Annotated in this window: 11 protein-coding genes; 6 read left to right on the top strand and 5 right to left on the bottom strand. The window is 68.9% G+C overall.

Annotated features, from left to right (window positions below; translation table 11 throughout):
- Positions 1–358: 358 nt before the first annotated feature.
- Positions 359–646: a hypothetical protein gene (locus tag ACQPZQ_RS19790; RefSeq protein ID WP_433297940.1), complete on the top strand. Its 288-nt coding sequence runs from the start codon at positions 359–361 to the stop codon at positions 644–646.
- A 189-nt stretch (positions 647–835) separates the two neighbouring features.
- Here ACQPZQ_RS19790 and ACQPZQ_RS19795 read toward each other — a convergent pair whose 3' ends face one another.
- Positions 836–1,846, bottom strand: coding sequence for a GlxA family transcriptional regulator (locus ACQPZQ_RS19795; protein ID WP_433297942.1), 1,011 nt, complete (start codon positions 1,844–1,846; stop codon positions 836–838).
- 87 nt (positions 1,847–1,933) lie between these two features.
- On the opposite strand from ACQPZQ_RS19795, the gene ACQPZQ_RS19800 reads away from it, so the two are divergent.
- The 5 genes from ACQPZQ_RS19800 (at position 1,934) to ACQPZQ_RS19820 (ending at position 5,818) form a co-directional block, all read left to right on the top strand.
- The gene (locus ACQPZQ_RS19800) at positions 1,934–2,572 is read left to right on the top strand and encodes an HD domain-containing protein (protein ID WP_433297945.1); all 639 of its coding nucleotides are present in this window, start codon (positions 1,934–1,936) and stop codon (positions 2,570–2,572) included.
- Positions 2,573–2,746: 174 nt separating this feature from the next.
- Complete coding sequence (locus tag ACQPZQ_RS19805) at positions 2,747–3,352, top strand: TetR/AcrR family transcriptional regulator (RefSeq protein WP_433299293.1); 606 nt, start codon at positions 2,747–2,749, stop codon at positions 3,350–3,352.
- Between the two features lie 486 nt (positions 3,353–3,838).
- On the top strand, positions 3,839–4,816 hold the full coding sequence (locus ACQPZQ_RS19810; protein ID WP_433297947.1) for an aldo/keto reductase: 978 nt from the start codon (positions 3,839–3,841) through the stop codon (positions 4,814–4,816).
- Positions 4,817–4,940: 124 nt separating this feature from the next.
- Positions 4,941–5,219, top strand: a complete 279-nt coding sequence (locus tag ACQPZQ_RS19815; RefSeq protein ID WP_241042297.1) for a YggT family protein — start codon at positions 4,941–4,943, stop codon at positions 5,217–5,219.
- Positions 5,220–5,338: 119 nt separating this feature from the next.
- Positions 5,339–5,818 (top strand): DinB family protein, encoded by a 480-nt coding sequence (locus tag ACQPZQ_RS19820; RefSeq protein WP_433297949.1) that lies wholly within the window; start codon positions 5,339–5,341, stop codon positions 5,816–5,818.
- 85 nt (positions 5,819–5,903) lie between these two features.
- On the opposite strand, the gene sbnB is transcribed toward ACQPZQ_RS19820, so the two are convergent.
- Genes sbnB through ACQPZQ_RS19840 form a run of 4 tightly spaced genes read right to left on the bottom strand, consistent with a single transcriptional unit; the run spans position 5,904 to position 14,806 of the window.
- Positions 5,904–6,932 (bottom strand): 2,3-diaminopropionate biosynthesis protein SbnB, encoded by a 1,029-nt coding sequence (sbnB, locus tag ACQPZQ_RS19825; RefSeq protein WP_433297952.1) that lies wholly within the window; start codon positions 6,930–6,932, stop codon positions 5,904–5,906.
- A 7-nt stretch (positions 6,933–6,939) separates the two neighbouring features.
- Entirely contained in the window at positions 6,940–7,932 is a 993-nt protein-coding gene (locus ACQPZQ_RS19830; RefSeq protein WP_433297954.1) for a TauD/TfdA family dioxygenase, read from the bottom strand.
- A gap of 14 nt (positions 7,933–7,946) precedes the next feature.
- A complete protein-coding gene (locus ACQPZQ_RS19835; protein WP_433297957.1) occupies positions 7,947–10,508 on the bottom strand; it encodes a non-ribosomal peptide synthetase in 2,562 nt (853 codons plus the stop codon).
- 50 nt (positions 10,509–10,558) lie between these two features.
- A complete protein-coding gene (locus tag ACQPZQ_RS19840; protein ID WP_433297960.1) occupies positions 10,559–14,806 on the bottom strand; it encodes a Pls/PosA family non-ribosomal peptide synthetase in 4,248 nt (1,415 codons plus the stop codon).
- Positions 14,807–14,988: the final 182 nt, after the last annotated feature.

The following is a 14,988-nucleotide window of genomic DNA, read 5'->3' on the forward strand; positions in this document are numbered from 1 at the left end:
GGATCGAGGCACCCCGTCAGTACGCGTCGTCATGTCGCCGCCCGCAGTGATCATTGAGGCGTCCCGCCCAGGTCGATCAGTTGCCCGCCCGGGTCGGCCAGGCCGTGCGAGAGGGTGTCGACCGATCGGGTGAGCAGCCACAACGTGTGAACGGACGGGTGAGTCGCGGCGTCGGGTCCTGGTCGAATGGGTGAACGACGTCCTCTCCGTGTGTCGCTCTGCCGGGTGCTGTCTCGGTGCTCTTGAGCGATTAGCGTGCCTGCGCTGGCTACGACTGGTAGTCGCTCTTGAGCAAGGGGTGACCACGTGGACGCTGACGAGCCGCGGCAATCGAGCCGGACGGAGGCGTGATGGCCGGATGAGCGAACGCGCGACGATCTACATCGGCGGACCCCTCAACGGAATGGTCGCGGAGCTGGTCAACGGCCACTGGCACCCCTACCGCGACGACAACGGGCAGGACCTCGACAACGGGTACGAGAACCTCATGATGACCCGGAAACCCGCGCCGGAACGCCGGAACTACTACCTGGCGGGACTGCCCGGCGGGGACTGGGGTTACGTGCACCTCTCGCTCTGGGACGACTACTGCGGCGCGCGGCCATGGCTGGACGCGTATGACGCCGCGCTCGTCGCGTTCCATTAGCCGTGGACCGCCGGTCCCCGTGGCACGGTGTCGCCATGAGCAGCCTGTTCGGCCCGGCCACCGAGGATGACCGCCGGCGCTGCGACACCTAAGGCCGGTTCGAGCGCCAGGCCGCCCGGCGTGTCGGCACAACGGTGGAGCGGCCCCTACCGCTGACCGATCGGCCTCGCCGCGTCGGCGGGCGAGGGGTCAGCGTGCCGAGAGCGCGTCGACCGTCGGCTCTGCCGAGGAACTCACGGCGCTGCGTCGGGTGCTGGCGAACCGCTGCCGGTACTCGCTGGGCGTGATGCCGAGGTGGCGGCCGAACACCCTCCGCAGCGACTCGTCGCTGCCCAGGCCGCTGAGCTCCGCGGCCGCGGTGACGCTGTGACCTTCCAGGAGGAGCCGCTGCGCCGCCTCCAGCCGGGTGCGTTCCACCCACCGAGCCGGCGTGGTGCCCACCTCCTCCTGGAAGAGGCGCGCCAGATGACGGGTGCTCGTCGGAATCGCTGCGGCCATCGTCGTGAGGGAGTGGTCCGCACCCGGCTCGGCGACGACGGCCGCCAGCAGCTCGCGGATCTTCGCGTTCAGCGGCACGGGCGTGCGGGCAGCCACCGAGAACTGCGACTGACCGCCCGGGCGTTGCAGGAACACCACGAGCTCCTGGGCGACCTTCCGCGCGACCTCCGCACCCTCGTCCTGCTCCACGAGCGCCAGCGCGAGGTCGATTCCCGCGCTCACGCCCGCTGACGTGACCACGTGCCCGTCCATGACGAAGATCGCGTCGCGCTGTACGTGCACCTGTGGGTAGCGGCGCGCGAGCCGGTCGGCGTGGCGCCAGTGCGTCGTGGCCTGCCGGCCGTCCAGCGCGCCGAGCGCGGCCAGCACGAACGCCCCCGTGCAGACCGAGGCCACCCGCCCCGCCGCCGCGGAGACGACCCGTGCCGCGGTGAGCAGCTCCTCCTCGATGGCCTGCACCGGCAGCCGGTCGCCCCCCGCGATGATCGCGGTGTCCAGGTGGCCCACCTCGTGCGCAGCCACCGTGGGGCCCAGCCGGAGACCTGCCGAGGTCAGCACGTCCCCGCCGCGGGGCGAGACCAGGACGACCTCGTACGACGCACCGAACCGCTGGGCCGTGCCCAGCACCTCGGCAGGCCCGCTGACGTCGAGCATGGTGAGGCCGTCGAACACCAGGATCCCGACCCGATGTGCGCGTGCCATGGCCAGCTCCCGCTCGTGTCCGGATGTGTGGTGTGCCCGTCCTTCATGACATGGTGCCGGACCTCGACCTCAGCTGATGCTAGGTCCATGACGGAGACGATTTCGGACGTCGAGATTCCTGACACGCGACTGGTCGCCGAGGCCACCGAGCTGGTGCGCGAGGCGGCGACCCCACTGGTCTACCACCACTCCCGGCGGGTCTACCTGTTCGGCAGCCTGCGGGGCCGTGCGCAGGGCCTGCGCTTCGACCCGGAGCTGCTGTACGTGGGCGCGATGTTCCATGACCTCGGGCTGACAGCGAAGTACCGGCGCATGGACCAGCGCTTCGAGATCGACGGTGCCGACGAGGCCCGCCGCTTCCTGCTCGCGCACGGAATCGCCACCAAGCCTGCCGAGACCGTCTGGACGGCCATCGCGCTGCACACCACGCCGGAGATCCCGCTGCACATGGCACCGGAGGTCGCCCTCGTCACCCGGGGCGTCGAGCTGGACGTGCTCGGCATCGGCTACGACGCGATCACCGACGAGCAGCGCGCGCAGATCGTGGCTGCGCACCCGCGTCCCGACTTCAAGAACCAGATCCTCGCGGCCTTCACCGACGGCATCAAGGACCGGCCCGAGACCACGTTCGGCAACGTCAAGGCGGACGTGCTCGAACACTTCGTACCCGGCTTCCGCCGCGGTGACTTCGTCGAGGTGATTCTGGGCTCCGACTGGCCCGAGTGACGTCCGCTCCCGATCGTCATGGTCGACGACAGATGGCCCGGTCCCGCCCCGCAGTGGGTGAGGCCGGGCCATCCGTGATTGCTGATCGGACCAACTGACAAGCGCCGTTCGGCCCTGGCGAGCTCCGCTAGATGTAAACTGAACGGGCAGTATCGTATTGGGGGAAGGTGGCCGATGGCCGTCAGTCGTGGCGAGCAGGAGCAGCCCCGACCGCGTCCGGGCCGTCCACGCAGCGAGCAGACCCGCAAGGCCGTTCTGCGTGCGACGAGCGAGCTGATGCACGAGGTCGGACTGCGAGTGATGACCACCGAGGAGATCGCCGGCCGGTGCGGGGCGAGCAAGGCGACGATCTACAAGTGGTGGCCGAACAAGTACGCGGTTGCCATCGAGGCCCTGTTGTCGGAGATGTTCGTCGAGTCCGACGACCCTGACACCGGTTCCGTGCGTGAGGATTTCCGCCACGTACTGCGCGGCATGATGCGCTTCTACAACGGCCCCAGTGGGCGGGTCTACGCTCAGATCGTCGGGGAGGCGCAGTTCGATCCCCAGATTGCCGCAGAACTGAGCGATCGACTCATCGGCCCCCGGCGGCAACTGGGTCGCGCGATCTTGGATCGCGGCATCGCACGCGGCGAGCTCCGTGCCGACATCGATCCCGAGGCTGCGATCGATTTGATATTCGGGGCGGCGATCTACCGGCTGGTCGCGGCCCATGCGCCCCTGGACGACGATGCCGCCGACGCGATCGTCGACCTGGCGGTCCGTGGTCTGGCCTGCTGAGACCGACCTCACCACCCGGACGGCGGCCGCCTCCGGAAGCCCGCGCTAGCCTGAATCGGAAACTAGACGTTCAGTTTCTAGGAGGCCAGTGCATGTAGAGCGTCACCCCGAACTGACGCCACGGTGAAGCCAGGGAAGTCGCCGCCCCGAACGCAGTTTGCGAGGGCCTGGTGTTCACCGTAGCCGGTCATCTGCTCGGCGGAGTGAGTGAGCAGTTCGTGCTCCGCGGTTTCGATACCGGAAGAACATCAACAAACAGATAAGCACGGGCCGAGAAGGGTCGTCCGTAACGGTCGACCCTGATCCGCGGTCCCCCCGCCGGCAAGCGGAATGGCCCCGATCCTCCGTCTCCCCTGTCTCCCCTGATTGATCGCGATCGAGCGAAACATAAATTGATCGATTCGAATCGGCGTGACCGTCCGGTCTGTCGCACCTCCCCTGGGGCTGCACGCCTCCTCGCCACCTTGCAGCAGAGAGAAGATACGAATGAAGACCACCACTTTGGGCAGAAGCGGGCTACGGGTTTCCCGCATCGCGTTCGGCGCGTGGCAGTTGGGCGGGGACTGGGGCCGTTTCGACGAAGCCGTGGCCGTCACGGCGATCCGCCGGGCCCGCGACCTGGGCGTCAACTTCTTCGACACGGCGCAGGCCTACGGCTTCGGCGCGTCCGAGCGGCTGCTCGGCACGGCGCTGCGCAGCGAGCTGGCCAACAACCGGGACCAACTCGTGATCGCCACCAAGGGTGGGCTGCGGATGACCGACGCGGGTCTGGTCCGCGACGCGAGCCGGCAGGGGCTGCGTGACGGTGTGGACGCCAGCCTGACCGCGTTGGGCGTGGATCACATCGACCTCTACCAGGTGCACTGGCCCGACCCGAAGGTTCCCGCTGCAGAGACGGCCGGCGCGCTGCGAGAGCTGGTCGCGTTGGGCAAGATCGGCCACGTCGGCGTGTCCAACTACTCCGCGGTGCAGATGGCCGAGTTCGCTGCGACGCTGCCGGTGGAAACGGTGCAGCCGCCGTATCACCTGTTCCGCCGGCGCGAGGTCGAACACGATGTGCTGCCCTACGCCCGTGCGCACGACGTCGGCGTGCTCGTCTACGGACCGCTGGCTCACGGGTTGCTGACCGGGACGATGACCGAGGACACCACGTTCGGCAGTGACGACTGGCGCGCCACCAGTCCGATGTTCAGCGGCGACGGATTTCAGAACAACCTGGCCGCGGTGCGCGCCCTGAAGAAGTTCGCCGAGGAGCGGGGTGCCACAGTGAGCCAGCTGGCCATCGCCTGGACGTTGGCCAACCCGGCTGTGCACGTGGCCATCGTCGGTGCACGGCACGCCGACCACGTTCAGGACAGCCTGGCCGCGGCGGATCTCTCGCTGAGCCGCAGCGACCTCGTCGCGATCGACCGCATCATGGCGGCCGCCGCTCCGGTCACCGGACCGTCTCCTGAGAACGTGTGAAGAGGTTGCTCGGGGGTGTACACAGGGATTTCCGGCCCGTCGCCGACAAGAGTGACCACGAAAGTCGGAGGTCTCAGGCGCAGCTCAGGCTGGGCGAGGATGCTGAACGGGTGGAGGGGTGCCCATGAGTGCCATCGGAGCTCTGCTCGGTTTCGTCCTACTACTGTTCCTGATCGTCATGGTCGTGCGCGCCGTACTGGACTGGACGGGCGTGCTCGGCGCGGCGCGCGACGGCTGGGCGGCACGCGCTCGCTCGGTGTCCCACACGCTCACCGAGCCGGTACTCGCGCCGGTGCGTCGCGTGTTGAAACCCGTGCGGGTCGGCTCGGTACAGATCGACCTCGCGTTCACGGTCGTGTTCATCGCGGCGCTGGTGCTGCGTTCGCTGGCGCTGTCGCTCTGAGCGGGGCACACCCGGCCGGTCGGCGTCGTGCCACGATCGACGGGCCTGCTGAGGTCGCCGAAGCTGTCGGTGCCGGCTGCTAGCGTCCGCCTCTCATCCCAGGAGAGAGGCATGTCCCGATGGACGACGAGAAAAAGGCTCTCCTGGCGTTCCTGGAGTGGCAGCGTGCCAGCGTTCTGGCGATCCTCGACGGGCTCGACACCGAAGCCCTGACCACGTCGGTCGTGCCGTCGGGCTGGACTCCGCTCGGACTCGTGGAGCATCTCGGCCATGCCGAGCGGCATTGGTTCCAGGAGATCGCCACCGGTTCCGCCGATCCGCTGCCCTGGCCCGACGACGACACGCCCCTGGTCACCGTGCGGCCGCCGTCAGTGGTCCTCGAGTTCTACCGCGACCAGTGCGAGCGCTCCGACGCGATCCTCACGGCCCTGCCGCTTTCGTCGCCCCCGCGTGCCTGCCATCCCGGCGCCTTGGGAGAGCAGATCACCGACCTGCGCGGGATCGTCCTTCACATGATCGAAGAGACCGCCCGCCACGCCGGCCACCTCGACATCGTTCGCGAGCTCTTGGACGGGAAAACCGGCCTCGGCCCGCGCTGAGGCCTCGACCGAGGCGCCTGCCGGTGGTCGGAGGACTCGTCCTCGCGACCACCGCGGCAGGCATCATCTGGTAGGGCTCGGCTGGTCAGCCGTATCGGCGCAGCTCGTGGAAGAAGTCGTCGATGACGTTCAGATCACCGGAGCGGCTCACCTGGTCGTACACGTACTTGCCGACCGCGAGGTCGAGCACGCCGAGGCCGAAGGGCGAGAACACCACCGGACGGTCCGTCGGCAGGCTCACCCGCCCGGCCATCACGTCGTCCAGGGTTCCCTGCAGGAAGTCCCGGTTACCGGTGAGCTGCTCGGCCAGGTGCGGCGAGGTGTCTGCCTTGAGGCAGTGCTCGACGTCGTCGACGATGTTGGTCGAGGCCAGCACGATCTCCGGCGCGAGGTCGCGGAGCGAGACGTGCAGCACCAGCGGGTTGTGGTCGAACCACGACGTGTCGGTGACGTGCGGCTTCCCGGCGATGGTCGCGAAGACCACCAGGTCGCTGGAGCGGATCAGATCCTCGGCCGTGTCGTGCAGGGTGATCCGGCCGGTGGTGCCCGACTGCTCCAGGTAACCGCGGAATCCGGCCGCGCTGTCGGCGGACAGGTCGAAGACGCCGACCTCGTCGAACGACCAGCCGGTGCCGGCCAGGAACGTGTGGATGTAGCGGGCGATCAGGCCCACGCCGAAGAATCCGACGCGGGTGGGGCGCTCCCGGCCGCGGCTGAGCCAGTCGGCTGCCAGTGCCGCCGACGCAGCCGTCCTGGTGGCGCTGATGATCGAGCTCTCCAGGCAGGCGAACGGGTAGCCGGTGTCGTGGTCGTTGAGGATCAGCACCGCCGACGCTCGCGGGATGCCCGCGGCCACGTTGTCCGGGAAGCTCGAGATCCACTTGATGCCGTCCACCCGTGACTGCCCGCCGATGGAGGCGGGCAGCGCGATGATGCGCGAGGACGGGCGGTCGGGGAAGCGCAGGAAGTAGGACGGTGGGTTCACCGAGTCGCCGGCGCCGTGCAGCCGGTAGGTGGCCTCCACCACCTCCATGACCTGCTTCTCATGGCCCTGCAGGGCCTGCTGGACCTGTGCGCCGGGGATCACCGCGAACGGTGGCACGGTGGTGGTCATCAGTTCGTCACCTCGGTGTCTGGGGGGTGTCGGTCATGCGGACCGGGGCGGCCATCGCGACGAGCACCTCGCGTGGTCCGCTGAAGGCCTCGCGGCTGTGCGCGCTGCGGATGTTGTCGACGAGCATCAGGTCGCCCGCCTGCCATGGCTCACGTGCGGTGTTGGCGTCGTAGACCCCGTTCAGCAGCTGCACGATGTCGTCGCCGATCGGGTCGCCGTTGCCGAAGCGGGTGTTGAACGGCAGCCCGTCCTCGCCGTAGACGTCCACGAGGAACTCGCGCACCTCGGGATCGAGGGTCCACTCGTTGAGGAACGCGATCTGGTTGAACCAGCAGCGCCGGCCGGTGATCGGGTGCTGGACCACTGCCTTGCGTCGCTGCCAGGTGCGCAGGCCGCCTTCGGGCTGCCACTCGAACTCGATCGCGTTGGCCCGGCAGTAGTTCTCGACGGCGGCACGGTTGTCGGTGCCGAACGCGTCGGCGTAGGACGCCCCGATGTCGTCGTTGTAGTTGCGGGCGAGCAGCCAGCCCTCCCGCTCGAACCGGGCGGCCAGCTCGGCCGGCAGCGCATCGAGCACTGTCGGCGAGTCGGCCACTCCGGTCGCGCCACCCTCCGTCGGTGCGGTCAGGCAGGCGAACAGCATGAGGCTGGGAACGTCGAGCGTGTAGCTCAGCTCGTTGTGCATGCACATGGGCTGGTTCGACGGCCACTTGGCCGAGGAGTACACACCTTCGGAGTAGACCTGCCGGGCCGCGAACGCCTCGCGCTCGGCCATCAGCCCACGGCCGATCCGCTGGAACACCGAACCCACCGTGTTCGCGTCGCTCAGCCCGAGACCCCGGACCAGGACCGAACCGTGCTCGGCGACGATCCCGTACAGCGCCTGCCGGTTCGCGTCTGCCCAGCCCGGGGCGTCACCGGTGGGTGGGACCTGCAGCATCGGAGGTGCGCCAGGCCGCAGACTGACGTCGAGCGGCGACGGCGAAAAAGAGGACGACATCACGATCTCCTTTCTCAGTTCGCTCGTGAAGAGGCCATCGGTTCGACCCCGCCAGTCTGCGTGTCTTCTGCCTCCGACGGGGACTGAAGCAGCCCGACGGGTGGCTGAGACTTGACGTCGACCAGTTCGGCCAGGTCAGCGAGGACGGGGCAGCGGATGACGTCCTTGAGCGACACGATGCGCCCCAGCGCGATCGCCAGCTTGACCGCGGAGAGCGAGTTGCCGCCCCGGTCGAAGAAGTGGTCGGCGCGGCCGATCTGGTCCGCCGGGACACCGAGGACCTTCGCCCACGCGGCCGCCAGCCGCTCCTCGGTCGGGGTACGGGGTGCCTCGTAGCCCTGCTCGACGGTCTCCAGCTCGCCGGCGAGCGCGGTCAGCGACTTCTTGTCGATCTTGCTGTTGGCGGTCAGCGGGAGGTTCTCCTGCCAGTGGAACGCGGCGGGCACCATGTAGTGCGGCAGCGAGGCGCCGAGCCGCTCGCGCAGCAGGTCGACCTCGAGCGGCTGCGTGCCGGCATAGAAGGCCACCAGCTGCTTGCTCTGGTCGGGCCGCTCCGCGACCACCACCGCGCCGTCACGGACGCCGGGGACTCGCAGCAGGGTGTTCTCGATCTCGCCGATCTCGATCCGGAAGCCCGAGATCTTGACCTGGGAGTCCTTGCGGCCGAGGAAGTCCAGCTTCCCGCCCGGCAGCCACCGCCCGTAGTCACCACCGAGGTAGAGGCGCTCGCCCGGCCGGTGCGGGTCCGCCATGTAGGCGGCCCGGGTGCGGTCGGGGTCATTGACGTAGCCGCGCCCGACGCACACGCCGGCGAACGCGATCAGCCCGGGGGCGCCCAGCGGCACCGGAGAAAGCTGCTCGTCCAGCACGTAGACGTTCATGTTGGGCGACGCGGGACCCAGCGGGACGCGGTCCCCGTCGGGTGCGCGGTCCATGACCTCGTGGTTGGTGTCGTCGGAGGTCTCGGTGAGCCCGTAGGCGTTGACCAGCTTGATCCCGGGCTCGGCGGCGAACCAGCGCTCGGTCAGCTCCTTCTTCAGCGCCTCACCGGTGGCGGACACGCAGTGCAGCTCGGTCAGCTCGCGGGGGTGCTGTTCCAGGTAGGTCAGCACGACCTCGAGGTAGGAGGGCACGACCTGCAGCACGGCGATGCGCTGGTCGATGACCTTGTCGACGAACCGTTGGACGTCGAGGATGACGTCCTGCTCGATGATCACGGTGCGGCCGCCGACCATCAGTGCGGAGATCAGCTGCCACAGTGAGATGTCGAAGCACTGCGGTGCGATCTGGCCGACGACCTGTCCTTCGCCGATCTCGCAGGCGTCGATCTTGGCGTAGAGGTGGTTGAGCATTCCGGCCTGCTCGCACATCGCGCCCTTGGGCTGCCCTGTGGAGCCGGAGGTGAAGTAGATGTAGGCGAGCTGGTCCGGCGTGACGGTGATGCCGAGGTCGGCCTGGGCGTGGTCCTCGGCGTAGGCGGTGTCGACGAAGACTGTCTGCACGCCGGGCAGTGCCTCGAGGGCTTTGTCCAGGGTGGTGGTGCTGCCCGGCTCGGTCAGCACGAGCCGGCACTCGGCGCGTGAGATGGTGGTCGCGATCCGATCGGCCGGGAAGTGCGGCTCGATCGGCAGGTAGGCGCCACCGGCCTTGAACACCGCCAGCACCGAGGCCATCCAGTCCAGGTTGCGCTCGGTCACCACGGCCACGACGTCCTCGCGGCGCAGCCCCCGCGCCAGCAACGCCCGCCCCAGCTGGTTGGCCCGGGCGTTGAGCTCGCGGTAGGTCCACTCCCGCTCACCGTGCACGGCCGCGACCGCGTCCGGGTGGGCCTGCACCCGCTGCTCGAACAGCTCGTGGAACCGGAACGGCGGCAGCTCACGCCGCGCCCCGACCAGGTCCTCGAGCTGGTAGCGCGCCTCTTCGGCCGACAGCAAGCTCTGCCGCCCGTGCTCGGCATCCGGGTCGGCGGCGATCAAGCTCAGCGCGGTGAGGTGGTAGCCCGCCACCCTGGCCGCGTAGTCCGCGTCGAGCACGTCGGTGCGGTACCGCAGCCGCAGCGCCCATCGGCCGGCCCGCCGCGCGACCCCCACCCACAGCACCGTGTCCGCGGCGAGATCGCCGCCGGCGCCGGCCGGGTCGAACACGGTCTCGAAGGGAGCGCCGGACAGGCCCAGCTCCTTCCTGAGGTCGTCGACGGGGAAGCCGCGGTGCGCCAGCAGCCCCGACTCGGTGTGGCGCGCCTCACGCACCAACGCCAGCCACGACGCGTGCTCCGTCGTCAGCCGGCACGGCACAGGTCGTCCGGTCGCCGTCGCGACGTAGCCGGTGACGACCTCCCGCTCGCCCGACAGTGTGGCCAGCACCTTGGCGTGTGCGGCCAGGAGTAGTGAGCTGATCGGCGTCGCCAGGTCCTCGGCCGCACGGCGCAGCTCTTCCACGAGGTCGTCCGCGATCGGTGCCTCGTGCTCGGCGATAGTGGCGGCCGTATCCGCAGGCCACCGGGGGATCGCGGTGAACCCACCTGCGACGATCACACCACGCCAGAACTCCCGGTCGCTCTCAGTCAGCTTTCCCATGGTCTTCCCTCCGTCTCACGGTGCATGAACGTGTGCCGTCCACGGGCGGTTCAGTTGGGGTTGCTTTCCGGCAGGACCGGCATTTCGCCCCGCAGCTCCCTGGCCGGATTGGCACCCCAGAGCGTTCGCGGAGGGACCTCTTCGCCCTTCATGAGGAAGGAGTCGGCCGCGATCTCCGCGCCGTCACCGATCGTCACTCCGTAGTGGACGAAGGAGCCGACCCCGAGTGTGACGCCGGAACCGATCTTGGTGAGGTCGGACTTGAATGCGCCGTCCTCCTGCGAGTGGCACTGAACGATGCTTCCGGCATTGAGCGTGCAGTGGTCCCCGATGCTGACGAAGGTCTTCTCCACGAATGCGCAGCCGTCGTCGAAGACCCGGCGGCCGATTCGGACGCCCAGCAGTCGCCAGATCATGCTCTTGAACGGGGTGCCGTTGAAGATCTGCAGATACGCCGTGGCCGGCACCTTCCAGAACCGTTCGTGCCGCCAGAAGCTCCGGTCGTAGATCGAGCAACCGTCGGGCCGCAGGGCCTGGAGCCGCCTGACGCCACGTTCGACCAGCACGAAGAAGGCGACGCCGGTCAGCAGTACGAGAAGGTTGGCGATTGCGACGATCGACGGTCCGAAGACGTGGTAGAGCTCTGCGGCGACCGCGCCGACCGTGACGATCGCGAAGACGTAGAACCAGCGCACCAGCAGGTACAACCCCATCGTGACGGTGTTGTGCCAGTTCTTGGCGGTAAGCCGGCTGCGCAGCTCGCCTGCGTTCTCCAGATCGAATCCGATATCGCGCTGGACCGAACGCGGGATCTCGAAGCTCGGGGAACCCAGGAGTCCGACTCCCTCTCGGATCTCTCCGTCGATCGGGACCATGACCTTCGTCGCGAGGAGGCAGTTGTCGCCTGTCCTGCCCTGCGCCGGATAGGCGATGTTGTTCCCGAGGAAGTTCTGCGCGCCGATCGACGCGCGGGACACGCGGAAGGATGTGCTCGAGAAGTCGGCATTGAGGATCGACAGTCCGTCGGCGATCACCGTTCCGGTGCCGACGGAGCTCAGGAACGGGCTCTCGTGCTTCACCCGCTGGCCGAAGTTCGACCCGGTCTGCTCGACGCGGGAAAGGTCGTATCCCATGACGCGCAGGTAGTTGACGATGGCGGAGCTGTCACCGAACAGATACGGGAAGAACTTCAGGTTGGTCAGCGCCGTGATCGTCTTGTGGGCCCAGTAGTGGAAGCCGTACAAGCGGTAGACCTTGTCCGGCGTGATGGCGAGGTTGAGCAGGCGCGGGGCGACGACCAGCAGTAGGAGGCCGACGATCAGAAGGCCGACGAAGAGCACGACGGACGCGGCCGCGGCGTCGCGGTAGAACGTCCACGTCGTGAAGGCCATCGGACCCGGGTCCAGCACGGTGCCGAGCTGCGGGACGTTCATGAACAGCACGACCGCACCGCCGATCAGCAGCGGCAGGCCCACCAGCAACAAGCTCAGCAGCTGCAGGGCGGTGTAGCCGACCTTGCGCAGGCCGTTGCTGTCGGCCGTCTCGACCCGCCGGTAGTTCACCTCGGTCCGCTGCGCACGGGATCCGTGCCAGCGCTCGCCTGCGGGCACGGACTGCCCGGTGTGCAAGGAGGAGGAGTGGCCGAGCTGGGATCCGTCGCCCATCGAGGCACCGATGTCGATCACCGTCTGCTCGCCGACGAACACGTCCTTGCCGAGGGTGACGGCGCCCGTCTGGATCACGCCGGAGTGCGCGCGGTAGCCCGAGAAGAACGAGTCCTTACGGATGACGGTGCCGTCGCCGATCGTGAGCAGGTCGGTGCACACGGGCAGGTTCCTGGAGAAGATCGCGACGCCTCGACCGACCTTCGCGCCCAGCGCGCGCAGGTAGAGCAGGTAGATCGGCGAGCCGGCGAACATCGCGAGCGGGCTCGTCTTGATCAGCAGCTTGACGGTCCAGAAGCGGACGTAGGACAGGCTCCAGACGCGGATCTGCTGGGGCTTCCACCGTCCGATCAGCACCCACTTCGCGAGGATCGGCAGAAGGGAGAGACCGAGGAAGGTGGCCGCACCGAACAGGACCGACCGCTGGTAGATCTCGGCCAGACCGACGCCGGCGGAGACCCAGTCGATGCCACGATCGGTGCCCACCGCGGTGAGGAAGGAGTACCCGAGGAAGACGAGGAGCTGCAGCAGCCCGCAGAGGAAGTACTGGAACCTGCCGACCGGAGCCACCACGTCGGGCAGCGCCTCGACCACCTCTTCGGGAGCCGGGGACTCGGCAGGCACAGGTGCGAGCGCCTCAGCGGCCGGCGCCGGTGCGAGTGCGGTGGCGAGGCTGGTGATGGTGGGGTGCTGGTAGATGTCTTGCATCGCGACGGTGGGGAGGTCGGCGCGTTTGCGGGCTCGTGCGCAGAAGCGGGCCATGACCATGGAGTCGGCGCCGAGGTCGTCGAAGAAGTTGGCGTCGGTGGGCACGTGCTCGACGCCCAGGACCTCGGCCAGCGCCTCGGCGAGGAGTCCGGCGGCAGGGTTGGTGGCGGGTGCGGCCGGTGCTGGTGCGAGTGCGGTGGCGAGGTCGGTGATGGTGGGGTGCTGGTAGATGTCTTGCATCGCGACGGTGGGGAGGTCGGCGCGTTTGCGGGCTCGTGCGCAGAAGCGGGCCATGACCATGGAGTCGGCGCCGAGGTCGTCGAAGAAGTTGGCGTCGGTGGGCACGTGCTCGACGCCCAGGACCTCGGCCAGCGCCTCCGCGAGGAGCTTCTCCGCGCCGGTCGGCTCGACGACGGTGCTCGGGGGCGAGGGGGCCACGGCCGGCTCGGAGATGGCGGGCACGGCCTGGGCGAGCCCGGGCACCTGCAGCAACAGCTCGAGCTCGGCCAGCTCGCTGCGGTAGCCACGCATCGCGCCCTGCTGGTCGACCCGGCCGTGGTACTCGATCTCCCCGTCGACGTTGACCCGGCCCAGGTCGCCGGTCCGGTAGATCCGGCCCGACGGGTTCGCCGGCAGTCCCAGGAAGTCCGGGATGAACGCCGCGTCGGTGAGGTCGTCGCGGTTCAGGTACCCGCAGGAGAGCCCGATCCCGGCGATTCCGATCTCACCGATCTCGCCGTGCGGAAGTGCGTGGTGGGGGTCCTCGACGTCCAGGATGACCGTGCTGTAGGTGGGCAGCGGGATCCCGATGGTCGCCGGCTTGCCGGGGTGCAGCTCGGTCCAGGTGGCCGTCACCGTCGCCTCGGCCGGACCGTAGACGCTGAGCAGCCGCCGACCGGCACGGTGCCAGCGCGCGATCAGCTCCTGCGGGCAGGGCTCGCCTGCCACCAGCAGGAACCGGAGGTCGGGCAGCTCGTCCTCGATGGTGGCCAGCAGCGTCGGAACGGTCGACATCGCCGTGACGCGGCGCTCGCTGAGGAATGCGTGCAGGTCCCGGCCCAGAAGGCTCGCGCCGGACGGCCGGGGCACCAACGTGGCGCCGCAGGCCCACGACACCCAGATCTCCTCGACCGACAGGTCGAACGCGATCGTCAGCCCCTGGTAGACCCGGTCGCGGGCCTGGATGCCGTACACCTCGGCGGCGACCTTGACGAAGTTGCAGATGCTGGGGTGGTCGACCGCGACGCCGCGCAGGCGGCCGTTGGCGCCGGCCGTATAGATGATGTAGGCGAGCTGGTCGTCCAGGATCCCGCGCTCGGCGTCGATGAGCCTGCGCGAGTTCTGCTCGTCGATCAGCCGCTCGGCCAGGTCGAGGCTCACGAACTCGGTGCCGCGCCCGGTCAGCAGCTCGGGCTGGTCGATGCGGTCGGCCACGTCGGACGCCGTCAGAACCGTGCGGACGTGGGCGTCCTCGACGATGTAGGCCATCCGGTCGGTCGGGAAGCTGGTGTCCAGCGGGACGTACGCGGCGCCGATCTTCAGTACGGCGAGCATCGCGATGTAGGAGTCGGCCGGACGGTCGAACAGCAGGCCGATGCGGTCTCCGGCGCCGGCGCCGTGCAGGCGCAGGTAGCGGGCCACCTGGTTCGCCCGCGCGTCCAGCTCGTCGTAGGTGAGCGACAGCTCGTCGGAGTCGACCGCGAGCTGGCCTGCCCGGCCGTAGGTCCGGACCCAGTCGCAGCGCGCCTCGAACAGGTGGTCCAGGCGCTCGTCCTGGCGGACGCGCCAGCCCTGCGCCTCGTGCTTGTCCACGAGCACGAGCTCGGACATCGGCACGAGCTCCCGGCCGGTCATAGGGTCGACCGAGCGTGAGCCCTGCAGATCGCTCATGACCTGCGAGCGGGGGGCCTGCCTCAGGGTGCTCACGCGAACTCCTCAGTCATCGAGGTGTGGTGCCGGCTGTCTGGTCACGAACCAGCTTCGGCTCCGGCAGCCGTCCGCACGATCGAGCAGGCCCGCCACCTGCCGGTGAGAACCCCCGAACACGGGTAGGGACAGCCCCAGGTCACCGCGTCACGAGCCCCGCGAGCAGCTCCCGGTGGGTCGCG

This window comes from Pseudonocardia sp. CA-142604, assembly GCF_050948475.1.
GTDB lineage: Bacteria > Actinomycetota > Actinomycetes > Mycobacteriales > Pseudonocardiaceae > Pseudonocardia > Pseudonocardia alaniniphila.